Origin of the sequence: Streptomyces marianii, assembly GCF_005795905.1 — a bacterium.
GTDB classification, from domain to species: domain Bacteria; phylum Actinomycetota; class Actinomycetes; order Streptomycetales; family Streptomycetaceae; genus Streptomyces; species Streptomyces marianii.
This window is the reverse complement of record NZ_VAWE01000001.1, coordinates 7,419,464-7,436,961: the sequence shown is the minus strand read 5'-3', so window position 1 is coordinate 7,436,961 and position 17,498 is coordinate 7,419,464. Positions and strand designations below refer to the sequence as shown.

Below are 17,498 nucleotides of genomic sequence, written 5' to 3'. Positions count from 1 at the left end.
ATTGGGCCGGAGTGAGGCTGAGTACGTAGCTTTCACCCGAACGCCTGAGGCGAACCCTCCTATACATGCGGCCTCACCCCAGCTAATTGAAGATGCTGTTGAACTCGTCCAACGACTGATGATAAGCGTGAACCATGTAGGAGTTTTGGACGATCGTCACGCCTCTACCCCTTGAATCCACCCTACTCTCATCGCGTCTGGCAGTTGTTCCTGGCTTCCTTCGGTCGACATGGGTCATGCCCAAGTCGCGCTGACCAGCCAAGTACCGACCCAATTCATCCGTGTTGCCGCCGATTCCACTGATTGTGTGATCCGCTGCATCGCTGGCCGAGTTGCAAGTCGGACACATGCGCTGAACGTTATAGTCAACGCCATCGGCAATGTCATTCCCATGGCGATCCTGAAGTGCTGCGTGCGCATCGTCGTCGATCCCTCCGCAGTTGTGAACGAGGACCGGCGCAGCCCCAGCCAGCACATAGTACGCGTGGACGTCCTCGATAGTGAGGTCGTGCGTCTGCCTGCGCTCGCTGAAGAACCGTAGGTCCGTCACCGGAACGGCTTCGCCTTCGGGCGTGCGCAGGACCATTCCCGGCTTGAGGTCGGCGGCCTCGATGAACCGCCGCTCGTTCTCGACCCAGAACGGGTGGGTGACGGTCGAGACCAGCGAGGCCTGGCCGCCCTTGGCCGTCGTGACCGTCAGGTCGACGAAGTGCTTGTCGTCCTTGGTGACGATCGTGCCGACGACCGTGCGGGTGACCTTCTTGCCCGTGGACGGATCGGTCGTGGTGATCTTGTCACCGAGCCTGACGTCCTCGATGCTCTTCTTCTTGCCACTGGCGAGAAGCACCTTCGTGCCGGGCAGGAAACTGTGGCAGCCACTCTTACCGAGCCTGGCCTTCGCCGCCGCCAGAGCCCCCTTGGCCTTGTCGACGGTCTTGGACGCGTCCCACAACTTCTTGGCGCCGTCGATCAGGTCCCCGACCAGACCGGTGACCCGTTTGATCAGCCGATAGGCCTTGTTCCACTTCCACGGCAGGCCGTATTTCGCCAGGAACTTGCCGGCCAGGCCACCCGCAAAGCTTCCCGCGATGTTCAGTGCCGTTTCGCCGCACGAACCGAGGTCACCGCTGGAGAAGCAGTCCAGAGCTGCGGTGATCCCGAGTTCGTCCATGACGATCTTGGTGATCGCCTTGACCGCGCGCTTGATCTGCTGCTTGGCGCCGCTGAGGTTGTTCTGAGCCCTGTTCAGGTTGTCGGTAGCGTCATTGACGGCCGTCTGCGCAGGGGTCTGTGTGGGCTTGACCTTGCCGCTCGAGCAACTGCTCGGGTGCTTCTGGCAGTAGGCCCGCTCGTCTGGGTCGTAGAGCCCCGTCGGGTCGCTCGCGGAGACCGGGCGGTTGTGGGCGTAGGCGTACGCGTTCAGCTGCTGCGGGTCGTTGTGGTCGACCACCGGGTCCGGTGAGATGAACTTGCCGAGGAAGGCGTCGTACTCGCGGGCCCCGATGGTCGTCAGCCCCGTCGAGGCGTCGATCGTGCCCCCGACGAAGCCCTTCTCTCCTGGCCAGGCGCCTTCGCCCGGCTCTGCGCCTCGCGGGTTGCCGTACGGGGCGAAGCGCCGCTGAGTGACCGCTCCGGTCGCGGCGTCGATGGCCAGCTCGCCCGTGCCGTGGTGGTCCGATGCGACGAACGACAGCTTGTTGTCGGTCGTGCGGACGGCGACGGTCTGCCCGGCATACGAGTAGTAGCGGGTCGCCTTGGCCGTGGTGGTGCCGGCGTCGAGGCGCAGCTCCATACCCGGCAGATAGACGGTCGTCCCGGTCGGATCCTTGCGCATCACTCGTGCGCCGTCCGGACCGTAGAGGAACGTCGTCTCCGACGCCTCGTTCTCCGGGGTGGTGACGTCGTCAGGTCGGCTGTTCTTGATCACCTTGCCCTGCGCGTCGTAGTCGAGCGTCTGGGTACTGCCGCCGATCGTCCGCTTGGTGGTGTTGCCCGACGGGTCGTATCCGTAGGTGTACTGCCGGTCGCCGGTCGGGGTGGTCTCGGTGACCTTGGAAACCTGGTGTGTGCCCGCGTTGTAGCTGAAGGTGCGCTTGACGTCCTTCTTGGCGTCCAGGCCGCTGTCGTGGACGGTCTCCGACAGCCGGTTGCCGACTGCGTCGAAGGTGTAGGAGCGCCAGTACGGTGCCGGTCCGCCGAGCGCCGAACCTCCGGCGGCAGCACCACAGGCCGACGGGGACGAGCCCTCGACAGGGGCCTGGCTCCCCTCGGTGCCGGATGCCGCAGCCGCGGAGTCGGTGGTGGACGGCGTCCACGCCTCGGTCATCCGGTACTGGTAGTCGTAGGCGAAGCACTGGAGGTCCGGAGTGCCCGCACCCGCGGTGTCCGCGACCGACAGCACGTTGCCGATCTGGTCGTAGGAGTAGTTCGACTCCTTCACCGGTCCCGTGGCGGAGCCCTGAACGTCGACCAGGGACCGGGTCAGCCGGTCGGTGCCCTTCTCGTAGGCGAACGTCTGCCAGTTCTTCTTGCCGCCGTTCGACAGCTCCAACTGGAGCAACTGACTGGTGTTCGACCACACCGTGTCGGTGACGTACGACGACGTGGCGCTCGTCATGGTCTTCGAGCGCTGGAGTTCGTCGTAACCGTAGACCAGCGCCTCGGCGGCCAGGCCCCCCGCCGCTGGCATGCCGCTGCTCTGCAGGGTGCCGTCACGGTTGTACGTGCTGGTGTAGACGTATGTGCCGGCGAGTTCCTTCTGGGACGCGGGAACCGCATAGGCGGTCTTCAGGGGGCGGTAGAAGTGGTCCACGCTCTGGACGACGGTGCCGAAATACTCCGTCCCGTTGACGTAGCGCAGCGACGCCCACTCCTTGCCGAGCCATCCGGCCTTGTCATAACGCCGCTCGGTGAGCTTGGTGCCCGTCGTCGCGGCGCCGTCCCAGGTGGTGAGAACGCGTCCCAGCTTGTCGTAGACGGTGCTGACGGTGTTCTTGCGCGCGTCCGTCGATGCCACCGGCCTGTCGGCGTCGTCGTACTGCGTCGTCACCTTCCCGGAGTCGGGGTCCACGCTCTCCGTCCGCCTGCCGCGCTGGTCGTAGGTGTACGTCCAGACGTTGCCCTGGGCATCGGTGAGTCGTTCCAGCCGGCCGGCCGGGGTGTAGGCGTACTTCGTGGTGTCGTGCTCGGCCGGCGGCCCCGTGAGGACCAGGTCCGCCGACTTGTAGTGCCACAGTTCGGTGGTCTCGCCCCGGGCGTTGGTCAGCGTGGTCGTCGGAGTACCGCCGACGGGCGGGTCGATGTGGGTGCGGTCTCCGCCGTGGACGTACTTGGTGCGCCACTGCTCGACGCCGGAGACGGCGAAGATCTCGGCCGTCGTGCGGCCCAGGCCGTCGTACTCGTAGCGGGCCTGGGATCCCACTTCGCCGTTGTGGACGAGCAGGAGCTTGTCCGACGGGGCGCCTGCGGCGTTGTACGTCGCGTTGGTGCTCCGCACCTTGCCGGTGCCGTCGTAGAAGGTGTCGGCCACCATCCGCGTGCCGTTCGGGCCTTCGGTCTGCTTCTGGCGGGGCCGCAGCAGACCGTCGTACAGCTCGTATTCCGTGCCGTACGAGCCGTCGATCTGGATCTTCTCGGTCTTGACCGCGGCGACGTCGTCCCGGCGGATCAGATAGCTGTACTTGATGCTCGGGGTCTGCGACTTGGCGCGGTCCGGGAGCCAGACGGAGACCAGACGGCCGAGTCCGTCGTGGGCGAGGTCGGTGCGCTTGCCGTTGGGGTCGGTCTGCCCGGTCGACTGGCCCCAGGCGGGGTGGTAGTCCGTGGTGGTGACGTGGCCCAGGGCGTTGGTCACCTTGGCCTGCGAGATCAGGCCGTTGACGTCCGTGTACGCCGTCTTGGTCTCTGCCTGGACGCCGTCCTTTTGGGAAAGCGGCCGTCCGAAGGCGTCGTACGTCGTCGTACCCGTGATCTGGTACTGCGGCGTGGTGCCGTCGTGGGACTTCAGTCGCTCGGTCCTGGTCGCGTCGCCCTTCGTGGGCGGCGCGCCGAATGCCCCGCCGTCGTACGAGGTCCGCTCGTCCGTGAGGACCTGCGTCCGGCGGTCGGGAGTGGCCTTGCACGTGACGGAGACCGTCTCGACGCGGGAAGGGGTGTCGAGGAGGTTCGCGCTCGGGTTGTCCGCGTACTCGGTGCGGGTGCACTGGTCGTCCGCAGGGGTGGACAGGTCGCCCAGATCCTCGGTCTCGATGACGCGGCCGGTGCCGTTCGCGGTCTCGTACTCGGTGTTCGTCTCCGTCTCACGGCGGCCGTCACCCCCCTCGGTGACGGTGAATCCGCGGACCCTGGTCGTCTTGATGATCGACGCGTTGCTGGTGCCCCACGTGTTCGTGTCCGTGGCGGTGAACCACCGGGACGGTGTGTTGATCACCTTGGAGACGAGCTTGGAGCCGTCGTAGGTCGCGGCCTCCAGTTCGTGGCCGGTGAACTCCTTGTGGTCGGTGTACTTGCCGCCTTCGGAGTCGGTGACCTCCGCGGACCGGGCGGAACCGTTGGGGAGTTTGTCCCCGTCCATCCCCTGGAGGTAGGTGTAGTCGATCCGGGTGGTCTGGTTCTCGGAGCTGCCGCTGGTCACCCTGACCTTGCCGTAGCCCTGCCAGCCGCCCCAGGTGAGGTACTTCTCCTCGGTGATGCCGTCCGGCTCGGCCTTCCGCCATGCGGCGGGGCCCTGGTAGTCGTAGCGCGTCACCAGCTTTTCGCCGCCGCCCGTGCGGTCGGTCTCCACGACCTCCGCGACGACGTACTTGTGGAACCAGTCGGTGATGGGGTCGATGTAGCCGGGCGGGGCCCACTTCACCGGATAGCAGCGCTTGGTCGACTCACCGGGCGTGGGCAGCGCGGACTTGGTGCATTCCGCCGGCGCGTAGTTGACGTCCAGCTGAGCGCCGGTCTCGCTCAGCACCGCCGACAGGCGGAACCGGTGGAACGGGGCGATGTTGTCGCCGACCGCGTCGACCCGGTTCGCCAGCTGGATGCCGTAGAGCTCCAGCGTGGGCATCTTGGCGGTGGTGCCGACACGGCCCTCGTGGTCGATCTTCGACAGCCAGAGCGTCTTGGACGAGTCACCGTTGTCGGTGAACAGGTGCGTGAACGTCCACGCGTCCACGTCCTGGTACTCCGTGGCATCCTTGCGGATCTGTGTGGTGACGCCTGTCAGCCGCTTGCTGGTCCAGAAGGACGCGGCGACCTGAGACGACGTGCACTTGGTACCCGCCGCGCAGTAGCGGTCCATCGGGACGTCAGGCCAGTACGCGGCGTTCGCCTTCTTGAAGTCCGCGGTTGCGCAAGTGAACGTGCCGCTGGGCAGACATCGTTCGGCGGTGGTGAACACGACGCGTGCCGGGGCCTTCGCGGCATAGACCTGGCCGGCGCGCTGACCGTAGTCGACTCGCTTCAGGTAGCCGCCACGGTGGTATGCGGTGCCATTGACATCCGTCTTGCCGTTCAGCGCGTACCAGTTGGTCTCCGGCGTGTAGAAGTAGGACATCGCGTTGCCGTGGGTGTCCACGACGTAGTCGAGGCTCCAGCGCCAGGCCTGGTTGCAGTGCGCACTGGTGAACGTGGCGTTGTAGCAGGGCTCGCCGGAGTCGTCGCCGAAGACCGGCAGGGTCCATGTCGACTGCGTTTCCTCGTTGCCGTTGGCCCAGCCGGGCAGGCGGTTGAGGCCGAAGAAGTACTGGGTGCCGTCAGTCGTGGTGATCTTCCAGTACTCGCCGTCGTTGTCACCGTTGACCGCGCCGGTGGTCTTCTCCACCTTGGCGCCGTCGTCACTGCCCAGGTGCCACTTGCCGGTCTTGTCGTCCTTGACAAGCTCGGTCGACATCCCGTTCAGCAGGACGGTGGCGTTGTCGAAGGCCCAGCACTGTTCGGCGGAGTCCTTGTGGCCGTCGTCCGAACATGCCTTGTAGCGGCGCTCGATGTAGCCCGGCTCGTATGAGAAGCCCTCACCGATCCAGGAGCCCTGGTTGTTGGTGTCGGAGGTGCGGCCGTCGGTCGACTGCGAGGAGTACGCGAAGCCGATGGTCGGTGTCAGGCCGCCGGGCGTCGGCGGTGTGCGCAGGGGATAGTTCCACGAGAACCCGCCGGACGAGTTGGAGACCGTCCACTTCGCGGACGGCGCCAGCGGAGTGGCGCCGTAGTCTCCCTGGGACGAGGAGTCTCCCGCGGCCAGGGCGACGAGAGAGCCGCCCTGTACGGCCATGGTGGACATGCCGGCGTCGGCCGGGACTGCACTGACGTCGGCCGAGACGGTGCGCGTCTCGGCGTTGTTCACGGTGGGCAGCGGCCGAGGAAGCTGCGGGCAGGCCTTGCTGCCCGGCTCGGCGATCACGGCGCAGGCCGGCAGCTCGACAAGACGGAGACGTCTGCCGTAGTCGCCACCGTAGCCCTCGGCAAACGCCGTGTAACCGACGTTCAGGCGGACCTTCGCGGTGCTTTCGCCATCATCTGCGCGCTGCACCCGGATCAGCGCCCCGACCCCGAGCCGGGCCGCACGCTTGGGGTCGAGGATATCGACCTTGACCTTGCCGGGGGCCGTCGAAGGCGCCTTGGACACGCTCCTGAGCGCGGGCTTGGCCGTCGTACCCGGCAGGGTCACGCTGACCGGCAGGCCGCCGGAGTTCACCGTGCCCTGGGACCTCGCCCCGGGTGAGCCCACCGGCACCTCTGCACTTCCGGTGCGGGGCCATACGGTCTTGCCCAGCCGGGTCACGGCTGCCTTGCGGGCGGGGTCCGCCGGCCGGGGCTTCGCCTTGGCGGTGCCTCCCTCGATGGGATCGCCGAAGTCCTGGACACCGGGCCTGCTCCGCTCCGTCTCACCGGCGAACGACAGCGCCTGGACGGTGGAGGACGACAGTGCGAGCGACAGTCCGAGAACGGTGGTGACAAAGAGACGTTTGGGTATGCGCCGATTGAGCAATCGGCCGCGACGAGACATCACGCAGCTCCATGGGATACGGATACTGAGGAAGATCGGAAGAACGGCCAGGCTGTGCCGGCCCGTGACGGGCCGGCACAGCGCTGGTGGGGAATGGACAGTCCGGGCCTAGAGCTCCGGCTCGGCCTGCAGGGTGGCCATCAGGCCGACCTTGACCAGGTCGGCTGCGCCGTCGTAAGCGCGGACCTCGTCGATGGAGCCGGCGAAGAACTCGCTGTCACCGAGGGCCGAACGACCCACCTGAAGACCACCGTCGGCACCCCAAAGAGTGCCGTCGACTCCGCGGGCCGAGCTCGCCAGCTGGCCGTTGACGTACAGGCGGATCTCGTTGGCGAAGGCGTCGTAGACGACGGCCAGATGTTGACCGGAACCACCCGTGTCCGGCAGCGCCTGGTCGTCGATGAACGTGGCCGTGTCCGCACCCGCGGTGTCGGTCTTGGCCACGGCCAGCTCCCAGTTGCCGCCGGTTTCACCGGCCCGGTAGCGGACCGCGAACCTGTTGGCGTTCTTGCCCGGAAGGGAGAGAACGGTCTGCGACTTCTCCGGGTCGAGCGAGGTGAGCTGAGCACGGGCCGTCACGGTGAAGCTGCTGGCGCCGGTGATCGGAGCAGTCGCGGTGCTGGCGTAGTCGCCATCGCCGTCGAGGGCCAGGTGTCCTGCGCCCACCAGAGGTGACGGCTGCTCGCACAGCAGGGGGTCCGGACAGTCCTGGTGGTAGATGGAGGCGTTCCCCGCGAGGTTCAACGACGGCCCGAAGACCGTCTTCCCGTCGACCGTCTTGCCCGTCTCGGGCGATACTCCACTGGTCGCGGCATCCAGCTGCCAATACCCCTTGCGCTCCGGCTTCACCGTCATCAGCTCTGCGATCTGCGCCTGGGACAGCACCCGGTCGAAGACCCGGACCTCGGCGAGGTCCCCGGTGAAGTGGTTCTGGTAGCCGGTCTTCGCCGTGGAGCGGCCGATCTGCAGCGAGCCGTAGGACTTCCAGACGGACGGGCGCTGGGCCGTGCCCTTGAGCGTCTGGTTGACGAAGAGCTGCAGTTCGGTCTTCTGGGCGTCGTAGATGCCGGTCAGCAGCACCCACTGGTTCGGTACCACCTGCACTCCGGTGGACACGGCCTTCCACGCACCGATGGTGTCCACGTCGGTCACGGGGACCGAGAACGACCAGGCCTTGAGGACGGAGTCGTAGCCGAGGGTGAAACCGGGCTCACCCGTGCCGTCCTGGCTGATGACCGCCATGTCCCGGGTCAGGTCGGTCGGGCGCACCCAGGCGCTGACGCTGAAGCCCTTCGCCGAGTCGATGACGGTCTCCTCGGTGTCGAGGTAGGCGCCGGCGGTGCCGTCGAAGTGCGCCGCCGCATCGGCCTTTCCGCCGGGACCCTCGACGCCGAAGGTCACGCCGCCGCCCGTTGTCGCGGAGTAGACCCCGCTCTCGTCGTGCGCCTCCGTGCTGCCGGCTTCGTCGGCGAGGTTCCACTGGCCGGTGACCGGCTTGCCCTCGGAGACGCGGAACTCGTAGCGCTGGACGGTGCTCGGGTTCTCCGCCTTGTCGACGGCGATGACCTCGAGCCAGTGCAGTCCCTCCCTCGTCGGCATCCAATTCACCGAGGCGGGACCGCCGGCTTTCGTAGCCGCTACCGTGGTCGCCGGCGAGGCGGTCGCATCGAAGGCGTAGCGGTACTTCACCACGTCCGTGTCGGGTATGGAGTCGTTCGGGTTGGGTGTGAAGGTAAAGGTGCCGTACGTGCCGACTCCGTGGTGGTAGACGGTGTCGGACGGGTACTCCTCCGAGAGCACGTTCGGGCGCCCGGGCAGGGTTGCGTCGTAGATGAACTCGCACTTCGGGGACGAGGGGCCCCAGCCGTCACCGTCGTAGGCCCTGGCGCTCCAGGAGACCACCGTGTTCTGCGGGATGGTGGATTTGACCTGGTGGATGAATTTGGTTCCCGCAATGGGCGAGAGGTAGGAGGTGTTGGTGGTGTACGACTGCGCCTTTCCGACGCCATCGGTCCACTCGACCTTGAACTCGACCTTGACCTTGTCGGTCTGTGCGCCGCCGTGGTCGGGGTCGCGCGCCTCGGTCGAGATGACCGGCGGGACCTCGCTGTAGGGGCGTGAGGAGCCCGACTTGCAGGCACCACCGGGGTTCTGCGACATCCAGGCGGACTGGATCGCCACCGGCAGGGTGTTGTAGCTCACCGAGAGGTAGGCGTTGCCGCAGATCCGCTTCCACTCGGCGAAGCGGCCCTCGTCGCTGGCGCGCAGGCCGAGCGTCATGGAGGACCAGCCGCCCGACGCAGCGGACTTGACCTGGTTGGTCAGCGCGCCCGTGGCACCGCTCTCGAAGTGGAGGTTGGCCTGGCTGGAGCAGGACGTGGGTGAGATCGCCTTGTCGACGGTCTGCAGATGCGCGTCCCAGTCGTCGCTGGTGTTCGACCAGTTGCTCGACGAGGTGATGGAATAGTTGGCACCGCCGATGCGGTAGAGCCGGATCGGTTCGGCGGTCGGCGTCGCACTGTAGATGTGGGCGACCCGGGCCGAGAACGTCGAGCTCAGGATCTGCTTGTTCTTGTAGAACGACATCGGCATGGTGAACAGCACCCGCCGAACGCCGACCCCGTTGCAGGACACCGGGTTGAAGTCGGTGGGGCACTTGCCCACGCCGGCGCTGTCGGCGTACTTCCAGTCCTGCTCCGAAGGCATGCCCGACATCACGCCCGTCCAGGCCGTGCGCGAAGTGGTGCGCTGGATCGGGTCGATGACGACCGGGAAGACCGTGTCCGGACCGGTCAGCATCTTCCGGTCCGGCACGAGCGTGAGCTTGCCCTTGCCGACCTCGATGCCCAGCGGAGCCGTACGGCCGCCGCCCCCCGGTCCTTCCAGGGACGCCTCGGGAACCCGGGCCGGCGCAGGCGCGTCGGCGGCGCTCGCGGCGAGAGACCTGGCGACGGCCTTGCCGCCCTGCGACCTGGCCGACGCCTCCTTGACGGCGGCCGAGTCCCACATCGCCGGCTTGCCGGCCTCGAAGACGGTGCCGCCGACGACGGCGTCCTCGGCGCGCAGCGCGCCCGAGGCGTCCTCCTTGATCTTCAACCCCTCGGCCTTCAGGCCCAGGTCGAGCTTGGTCAGCTTCGGGTTCGCGGCCGCCTCGGGCGTCCTGACGACCAGCAGGTGGCCGAATCCGTCGGCCTCGGCGCGCACGGTCAGGTCGACGCCGGGCAGGGCGTCAGCATAGGTGGCGGTGTTCCCCTTGACCGCGGGCGCCGCCAGCTTCCCGTACGGCCAGGTCAACGACAGCTCACGGCCCGCTCGTTGCATCGTGACGAACGGCTTGCCCGCCTCTCCGGAGGAGAAGGACAGACCGACCGTCGTCGCCTTCGGAGCGACCGAGCCGTCCGCGCGCTTGACCAGCGTGGGGTCGATGGAGACCCACTTGCCGCCGCGCACCGTGCGCACCGGCTCGGTGTACTCCCGTGCGGTGAAGGTGCCGTCGGGCTCGGCGAAGATCTCACGGCGCTCGGTGCGCTGGCCGGTCACCTCGACGCGCTTGCCGCTCGTGCGGGCCAGGGACCGGGCCTGGTCCTCGGTCTCAGCCGGTGTGGTGGCGGCGGCGTTGCGGGCCTTCGGCGTCACGTCCGGCGCCGGCGGCCCGGCCAGCCCCGCGGCGAGGACCGCGCCCGCCGTCGCGGCCGCGGCCGCTGCGCGCAGCAGTACGCCGCGCCGTATCCGCATGGACACGTTTCTGCTCTCCATGGTGTTCGGGTCGGCTCTTCGGGTTTCGGGCCGGATCATCCGACGGCCGTACCGAATGCGACGTTCTCGGCCGGGATACCGCCTTCGCCGGGCTTCCACGTTTGAGTCGGGGCGCCGCCCGATGCCACGTTCCACGGGAATCCGTACACGGCACGCCCCCCGGCGGGGCCGTACGGCATACCCACGTACAGCGCGGTGCTGGTGCCACCGAGGCTGATGCCCGCGAACTGCTGATTGGCGGGCTCCGACGGGATGCCGCTGCCGGGATCGATCCACGTGTCGCCCGATCCTGGGGCGCCGATCAGCGGCATGATCTGGACGCCGCCCTTGTCCCGGAACTCCTCGGAGGTCTCCTCGCCCGGCACACCGACGGCCAGACGCATCGTGGACGCCGTGCCGACAGCGTTGGGCGAGGTGTTCACAACGCGGACCCGCTGGCCGAAGAAGTCCCCGGCCTCGGCCTCGCCCTCCACGTTGGCGGTGTTCTGGTCGATCCAGTCGAGCTGGCTCACCGTGCCCGCCGCAGTGCCGTGGTAGGTCTGCACCACTCCGGCGTCGACCGCACCGGCGAGGTCCTCGCCGGGTGCTCCCACGGCGAGAATGAAATCGGTGGCGGACGCGGCGCCGGACGGACGGTAGGAGGTCAGCGATACGGACGTGCCATACCGGTCCCCGGCCTCCGCGGACGACTCGGCCCCGTCGGAGCGGCTCTGCCCCATGCCCCACGACGGTGCCGGGATGCCGTCGGTGTTGATCGACGGACGGAACGCCATGACGACCCCGGCGGCCCGGTCGGTGTCGATCGACTCACCCGGCGCACCGACCACGAACAGATTCCCCGCCGCGGCGACCGAGGCCCCGAACTGATCGTAGGACTCGCCCTCCTCCCAGACACCGACGCTGTCCTGCGTGATGGAGGCGACCTTCTGGTCCGGCCCGTAGACCGCGGCGACCTCACCCATGTCGACCTTGCCCGGCTCGTCCTCTCCGGGGATACCGATGATCAGATACGCGTTGTTCGACGCGGACACGGTCGTGGCGACCGAGTACCCGACCCAGTCCTCGGCCTCGTATGTGTTCTTGAGAAGACCGTCCGACCCCTGACGGAATCCCTTCGACGGCTTGCCCTGACCGATGCCAGCCGTGGAACCGTAGATCAGGTGCACCAAGCCGGCGTCCGGAACCACACCCACGTCCTCATACGGAATACCGACGGCCAGGTCGCTGCACCCGTCCTGATCCGCGTCGTAGACGGCGAAGGAGAATCCGAACTGGTCCCCCGCCTCGGCACCATCGGAAACGTTCGGCATGTCCTGGTGGACCTGAACGGTGCCCTTTCCACCCCCGAGGACGACGTGCACCTGACCCGCCTTCGGCACGCCCGAGACCGTCGCCTGGGGATCGGCGATCACGGTGTCCCGCAATCCGTCCCCATTGAAGTCACTGTCGCCACCACCGACACAAGCCGCGGCAGCCAACGCATTCTGCGGGGACCCAGCCCCCAAACCGACCGAGAGCAAAGCCCCTGCGGCAATTCCGACGGCGCAACGCCGCCAGCCCGTTCTCACGACGGACACCAGCCCCCACCCAACAGCACATCCATAGCGATGACCAAGGCTGACGTGTACACCAAGGGCAACTCAAGATCACATGGCTGACATGAACAGGTTCATCCGATCACAATCGAATCACGGAGAAGTCGTAGGGTCGGGGGCTGGTGCGGTGGCGGAGTACGTCCGCTCCGTTTCCAGCCCCCGCCGCTTCGAGTGAAGTAGGCCGCCGACGAGGTGCCCGTGGCTCGGGTCCTTTTCCGACGGCCCCTCCCCGAACCGGACGGGCCCGATTTCCAGGCATCCGGCTCTCCAGTGATCATTTCCGGAGTGGTGCGGTGGGACGTCCCGCGTGGATGTCTTCATGACAGTGGCGGCAGATCACGAGGGTCTTGCGCCGTCGCATCGCCATCAGATGGACCCATACGGGCCTTTCCCGACGTCCGGGCCGGTTGAGATCGGCGAGCTTGCGGACGTGGTGGACCTCAAGGTTCGTCCGTGTCTCGCAGATCTCGCAGCACTCGGCGAGGAGCCTGTGGATCAGCTCGTTGCGCTTCATGCTGGCCATGACCGGCCGGACGTCGGTGAGCACTGCCGTGCGCTGCCGCTTGAGCGAGATCCCGCGTCTCACACTCGTCTCACAGACCCACCGGAGAGTGCAGGTCGGAGTACACGCGACCTGCACTCTCTGGACTGTATGGACGTCCCGCAGCCCTCACGGATGCCGGGTAAACTTCGTACACGTGACTGCAAAGCCTCGCATCCCCAACGTCCTGGCCGGCCGCTACGCCTCCGCGCAGCTCGCCGAGCTGTGGTCCCCCGAGCACAAGGTGAAGCTGGAGCGTCAGCTCTGGCTGGCTGTGCTGCGTGCGCAGAAGGACCTCGGGATCGAGGTGCCGGACACCGCCCTCGCCGACTACGAGCGGGTCCTCGACGACGTCGACCTGGCGTCGATCGCCGAGCGGGAGAAGGTCACCCGGCACGACGTCAAGGCACGCATCGAGGAGTTCAACGCCCTCGCCGGGCACGAGCACGTGCACAAGGGCATGACCTCCCGCGACCTCACCGAGAACGTCGAGCAGCTGCAGATCCGGCTCTCGCTCGAGCTGATGCGGGACCGGACGGTCGCCGTGCTGGCACGACTCGGCAAGCTCTCCGCCGAATACGCCGAGCTGGTGATGGCAGGACGCTCCCACAACGTCGCGGCACAGGCCACGACGCTGGGCAAGCGGTTCGCGACGACGACCGACGAGCTGCTGGTCGCCCACTCCCGGGTGGAGGAGCTCCTCGCCCGCTACCCGCTGCGCGGCATCAAGGGGCCGGTCGGCACGGCTCAGGACATGCTGGACCTGCTCGGAGGGGACGCCACGAAGCTCGAGGCGCTGGAGCAGCGCATCGCGGGTCATCTCGGCTTCGCTCATGCCTTCACCTCCGTGGGTCAGGTCTATCCGCGGTCGCTGGACTACGACGTGGTCACGGCGCTGGTGCAACTCGCCGCCGCGCCGTCGTCGTTGGCGAAGACGATCAGGCTGATGGCCGGGCACGAGCTCGTCACCGAGGGCTTCAAGCCGGGCCAGGTCGGCTCCTCGGCGATGCCGCACAAGATGAACACCCGCTCCTGCGAGCGCGTCAACGGCCTCATGGTCATCCTGCGCGGCTACGCCTCGATGACCGGCGAACTGGCGGGCGACCAGTGGAACGAGGGCGATGTCTCCTGCTCGGTCGTACGCCGGATCGCCCTCCCGGACGCGTTCTTCGCGTTCGACGGTCTGCTGGAGACCTTCCTGACCGTGCTCGACGAGTTCGGGGCCTTCCCCGCGGTCGTGGCCCGCGAGCTCGACCGGTACCTGCCGTTCCTGGCGACCACCAAGGTGCTGATGGGCGCCGTGCGGGCGGGTGTCGGCCGCGAGGTCGCCCACGAGGCCATCAAGGAGCACGCGGTCGCCTCCGCCCTGGCCATGCGCGAACAGGGTGCCGAGCGGAACGAGCTGCTGGACAGGCTCGCCGCCGACGACCGCATTCCACTGGACCGCGCCGGGCTGGACGCGCTGATGGCGGACAAGCTGTCCTTCACCGGTGCGGCGGGTGACCAGGTCGCCTCGGTGGTCTCCCGTGTCGAGGAGATCGCCAAGCAGCGCCCGGAGGCCGCCGCGTACACGCCGGGTTCCATCCTCTGATCCGGTCCCGCACATGCCCCGGATCACCGCCGCCGAGCTGGAGGCCGCCCGCGATCGTCTCGTCCCCGATGTGATCGCGGACGGTCTGTCCGTCCTTTTCTGCGGCATCAATCCGGGACTGATGACGGCAGCGACCGGTCACCACTTCGCCCGGCCCGGAAACCGCTTCTGGCCCGTGCTCCACGCATCGGGCTTCACCGCACGGCAGCTGAAGCCGGCCGAGCAGGACGAACTCCTGGCCCACGGCCTGGGCATCACCAATGTCGCGGCCCGGGCCACCGCGCGGGCGAACGAACTCTCCGACGAAGAGTTCCGCGAGGGCGGCCGGATCCTCAGGGAGAAGGTGGAGCACTATCGTCCCCACTGGCTGGCCGTCGCGGGGGTAACGGCCTACCGCACGGCCTTCGGTGACCGCAGGGCACGCATCGGCGCACAGGACCGCGTGATCGGCGACACCCGGATCTGGGCCCTGCCGAATCCCAGCGGGCTCAACGCCCACTGGACGCTGCAGACCATGGCGGCGGAGTACGCGCGGCTGAGAACGGCCGCGGCATCACCCGGCTCCTGAACCCCGGACGCCACGCTTCCGCAGGCGGGGATACGTCGCGGACCTGGTGTCCGGTGCCGCGTCGGGCAGCGGGCGCCTGTCACGCAGCGTCGTCCGCTGCACGAGGTCTCTCCAGGCCCTCCGGGTCGAGGGGAAGGATCGCAAGGCGGAGGATCATCCTCGTACCGGACGTACTCGGATGACTCCGGCAACGCAGCGAGCGTGCGTGCCAGGCGTCGCGGGCCAGGAGGGACTTTCGCAACACCTAGGGCGGATCGATCTCGGTGACGACAGCCAGCAACTGGTAGGGCAGTTCGGTGTCCCACTTCGAGACTCCCAGCACCACCCACTGTCCGTCGACGTGCCACAGATGCACGTCCGGCACCGATGCGCACAGCAGACCCCAGGGCTGCGGTATGTGCTCCTCCTCTACGGATCTGGTCAACATCGAACTCAGGCCGAAGACCTGCGGTCGGCCCCACCGTTCGCTGAGCACGGCGGCGAGCGCCTCTCGCTCGGCTTCGTACTGCTCCCCGACGACCTCCATGTGCGACCGTTGGTCCCAGAACTCCTCGCTCGTGCTCAGCTCGGCCGTGTGGTAACCCGGGGCACTGGTGCCCACGTCCGACCGGACCGCCTGCGCGGGGAAGGGCCGGGAGCGCAACAGGTCGATGGTCGCCAGATGCCGTGCGATGGTCATGGATCCAGTAAACCTTTCCCCACTGACATGTGGCGGGCTGTCAGGCGTCCCTGCGTAGGGTCGCCCACCGTCCGGCGAACATGGCGGAGGCAGCCCATGCGGCCGTCACCATCAGGCCGGTCCACGGACCGATGGATCCGTCCGGGTGCTGGTGGAGCACGAGTTGCCCGGCCCGGTCCGGCAGGTAGTCCGCGACGCTTCCCATCGTGTCACCCACGACGAAGGAGGCGATGAGGACGAAGGGTATGAGAATGCTCAACGTGGCCGTACCGCTGCGTAGAAGGGCCGTCGCACCCGCGGCCAGCAGGGCGAGCAGGGCGAGGTAGACACCGCCTCCGATCGTCGCGCGCAGGGCACCCGGCTCGTCCAGGCCGATCGCGTACCTGCCCATGAACAACTGCACGCAGAGGAACGTGGTGAACGTCGTCAGGATCCCCACGCTCAAGGCGAGCGCGCCGACGACCGTCATCTTGGCGGCGTAGAAGCGCTTACGATCGGGCACAGCCGAGAGCGAGATACGCAGGGCGCCGCCGTGGTACTCGGACGACACGGCGGTCGCTCCGAAGCTGATGGCCGCTATCTGCCCGAAGTTCACGGCGTAGAAGGACCCGAACACGGGGTCGTGGCCCGTGTTGTGCGCCTCGGCCTGACCGACCGTGGTACTGACCAGTACGGCGAGGGCGACCGTGACACCGAAGACGGCCACCAGTGAACCGGCGGACGACCGCAGCGATCTGATCTTGATCCACTCCGAATGGATCACGGCGATGATCGGCATCTCATACCTCCTGACGGGTCGACGGAGCACGGCTGACGAATTGCGCGTCGTCGGCGGTGAGGCGGAGATAGGCCTGCTCCAGCGACATCCGCTCATCCGTCAGTTCGAGGACGGGTATCCCTTCGCGCGCTGCGATGGTGCCCACGTCCTCCGCCCTCAGCCCTCCGACGCTGACGCGTCCGTCCTCGCCCAACTCGACGGAGTGTCCGCGTCGGGTCAGGGCGGCGACCAGTCTCGCCGGCTGGGGCGCGCGGAACCGTGCCCGCGGCGGACCGCTCCCGGCGAGGAACGTCCGTATCGACGTGTCGGCCAGAAGCCGCCCGCGGCCGAGCACGACGAGATGGTCGGCGAACTCGGCGGTCTCGCTCATCAGATGGCTGGAGACAAGAACCGTTCTCCCTTCCGCGGCCAGCCGCCGGAGCAGGCCACGGATCCAGACGACGCCTTCCGGGTCGAGTCCGTTGGACGGCTCGTCCAGCATGACCACCCCCGGATCGCCGAGCAGTGCTGCGGCGACTCCGAGTCGCTGCCGCATGCCAAGCGAGAACTCCCCGACCCGGCGGTGCGCGGCCTCGGTGAGTCCCGTCTCGTCCAGCACCTCCTCCACACGTCGATCGGGAATGCCGTTGGCGACGGTGAGGGATCGGAGATGGTTCCGGGCCGTCCGCGAGCCTTGTATGGCGTGCGTATCGAGCAGGGCGCCGACATGACGCAGGGGTGCGTGGAACGAGCCGTAGGCACGGCCGCCGATGGTGGCACTGCCCGAAGTCGGACGGGCGAGTCCGAGGACGAGACGCATGGTCGTGGATTTGCCGGCGCCGTTCGGGCCGAGGAATCCCGTGACTCGTCCGGGGCACACCGTGAACGTGAGCCGGTCCACGGCGCGGACGCCGGCGTAGTGCTTGGTGAGTTGCTGAACGTCGATCGTTTCCATGGGTTCAGCGTGGCCCCGAGGCTGCTCCAGCGGCTTCCCCCGGAACGGGGGTTCGCTTCCCC

9 protein-coding genes are annotated in these 17,498 nt (G+C 67.7%); 2 read left to right on the top strand and 7 right to left on the bottom strand.

The window, feature by feature from the left end:
• Nucleotides 1-82 precede the first annotated feature (82 nt).
• From FEF34_RS33650 to FEF34_RS33635, 4 genes are all read right to left on the bottom strand, one after another.
• Nucleotides 83-6,994 carry a polymorphic toxin-type HINT domain-containing protein gene (locus FEF34_RS33650; RefSeq protein WP_138056532.1) on the bottom strand — a complete coding sequence of 2,304 codons (6,912 nt, stop codon included), beginning with the start codon at nt 6,992-6,994 and terminating at the stop codon, nt 83-85.
• Nucleotides 6,995-7,102: 108 nt separating this feature from the next.
• Nucleotides 7,103-10,750: a LamG domain-containing protein gene (locus tag FEF34_RS33645; protein ID WP_138056531.1), complete on the bottom strand. Its 3,648-nt coding sequence runs from the start codon at nt 10,748-10,750 to the stop codon at nt 7,103-7,105.
• Between the two features lie 35 nt (nt 10,751-10,785).
• On the bottom strand, nt 10,786-12,162 hold the full coding sequence (locus FEF34_RS33640) for a VCBS repeat-containing protein (RefSeq protein WP_234042647.1): 1,377 nt from the start codon (nt 12,160-12,162) through the stop codon (nt 10,786-10,788).
• 457 nt (nt 12,163-12,619) lie between these two features.
• Nucleotides 12,620-12,931: an HNH endonuclease gene (locus FEF34_RS33635; RefSeq protein ID WP_199800710.1), complete on the bottom strand. Its 312-nt coding sequence runs from the start codon at nt 12,929-12,931 to the stop codon at nt 12,620-12,622.
• Between the two features lie 112 nt (nt 12,932-13,043).
• Between FEF34_RS33635 and purB the strand changes: the two genes are divergently transcribed.
• Together purB and mug are read left to right on the top strand one after the other, a co-directional pair.
• The gene (gene purB / locus FEF34_RS33630; RefSeq protein ID WP_138056529.1) at nt 13,044-14,477 is read left to right on the top strand and encodes an adenylosuccinate lyase; all 1,434 of its coding nucleotides are present in this window, start codon (nt 13,044-13,046) and stop codon (nt 14,475-14,477) included.
• 13 nt (nt 14,478-14,490) lie between these two features.
• Nucleotides 14,491-15,045: a G/U mismatch-specific DNA glycosylase gene (gene mug / locus FEF34_RS33625; RefSeq protein WP_138056528.1), complete on the top strand. Its 555-nt coding sequence runs from the start codon at nt 14,491-14,493 to the stop codon at nt 15,043-15,045.
• Nucleotides 15,046-15,289: 244 nt separating this feature from the next.
• Here mug and FEF34_RS33620 read toward each other — a convergent pair whose 3' ends face one another.
• Genes FEF34_RS33620 through FEF34_RS33610 form a run of 3 tightly spaced genes read right to left on the bottom strand, consistent with a single transcriptional unit; the run spans nt 15,290 to nt 17,436 of the window.
• Nucleotides 15,290-15,724, bottom strand: a complete 435-nt coding sequence (locus FEF34_RS33620) for a hypothetical protein (protein ID WP_138056527.1) — start codon at nt 15,722-15,724, stop codon at nt 15,290-15,292.
• A 40-nt stretch (nt 15,725-15,764) separates the two neighbouring features.
• On the bottom strand, nt 15,765-16,502 hold the full coding sequence (locus tag FEF34_RS33615) for an ABC transporter permease (RefSeq protein ID WP_138056526.1): 738 nt from the start codon (nt 16,500-16,502) through the stop codon (nt 15,765-15,767).
• A 1-nt stretch (nt 16,503) separates the two neighbouring features.
• Nucleotides 16,504-17,436 carry an ATP-binding cassette domain-containing protein gene (locus tag FEF34_RS33610; protein WP_138056525.1) on the bottom strand — a complete coding sequence of 311 codons (933 nt, stop codon included), beginning with the start codon at nt 17,434-17,436 and terminating at the stop codon, nt 16,504-16,506.
• Between the last annotated feature and the right edge of the window lie 62 nt (nt 17,437-17,498).

Coding starts and splice junctions, on each gene's coding strand:
- mug (WP_138056528.1), top strand. CDS start 14,491: ATGCCCCGGATCACCGCCGCCGAGCTGGAGGCCGCCCGCGATCGTCTC.
- FEF34_RS33610 (WP_138056525.1), bottom strand. CDS start 17,436: ATGGAAACGATCGACGTTCAGCAACTCACCAAGCACTACGCCGGCGTC.
- FEF34_RS33645 (WP_138056531.1), bottom strand. CDS start 10,750: ATGGAGAGCAGAAACGTGTCCATGCGGATACGGCGCGGCGTACTGCTG.
- FEF34_RS33615 (WP_138056526.1), bottom strand. CDS start 16,502: ATGCCGATCATCGCCGTGATCCATTCGGAGTGGATCAAGATCAGATCG.
- FEF34_RS33650 (WP_138056532.1), bottom strand. CDS start 6,994: ATGTCTCGTCGCGGCCGATTGCTCAATCGGCGCATACCCAAACGTCTC.
- FEF34_RS33620 (WP_138056527.1), bottom strand. CDS start 15,724: ATGACCATCGCACGGCATCTGGCGACCATCGACCTGTTGCGCTCCCGG.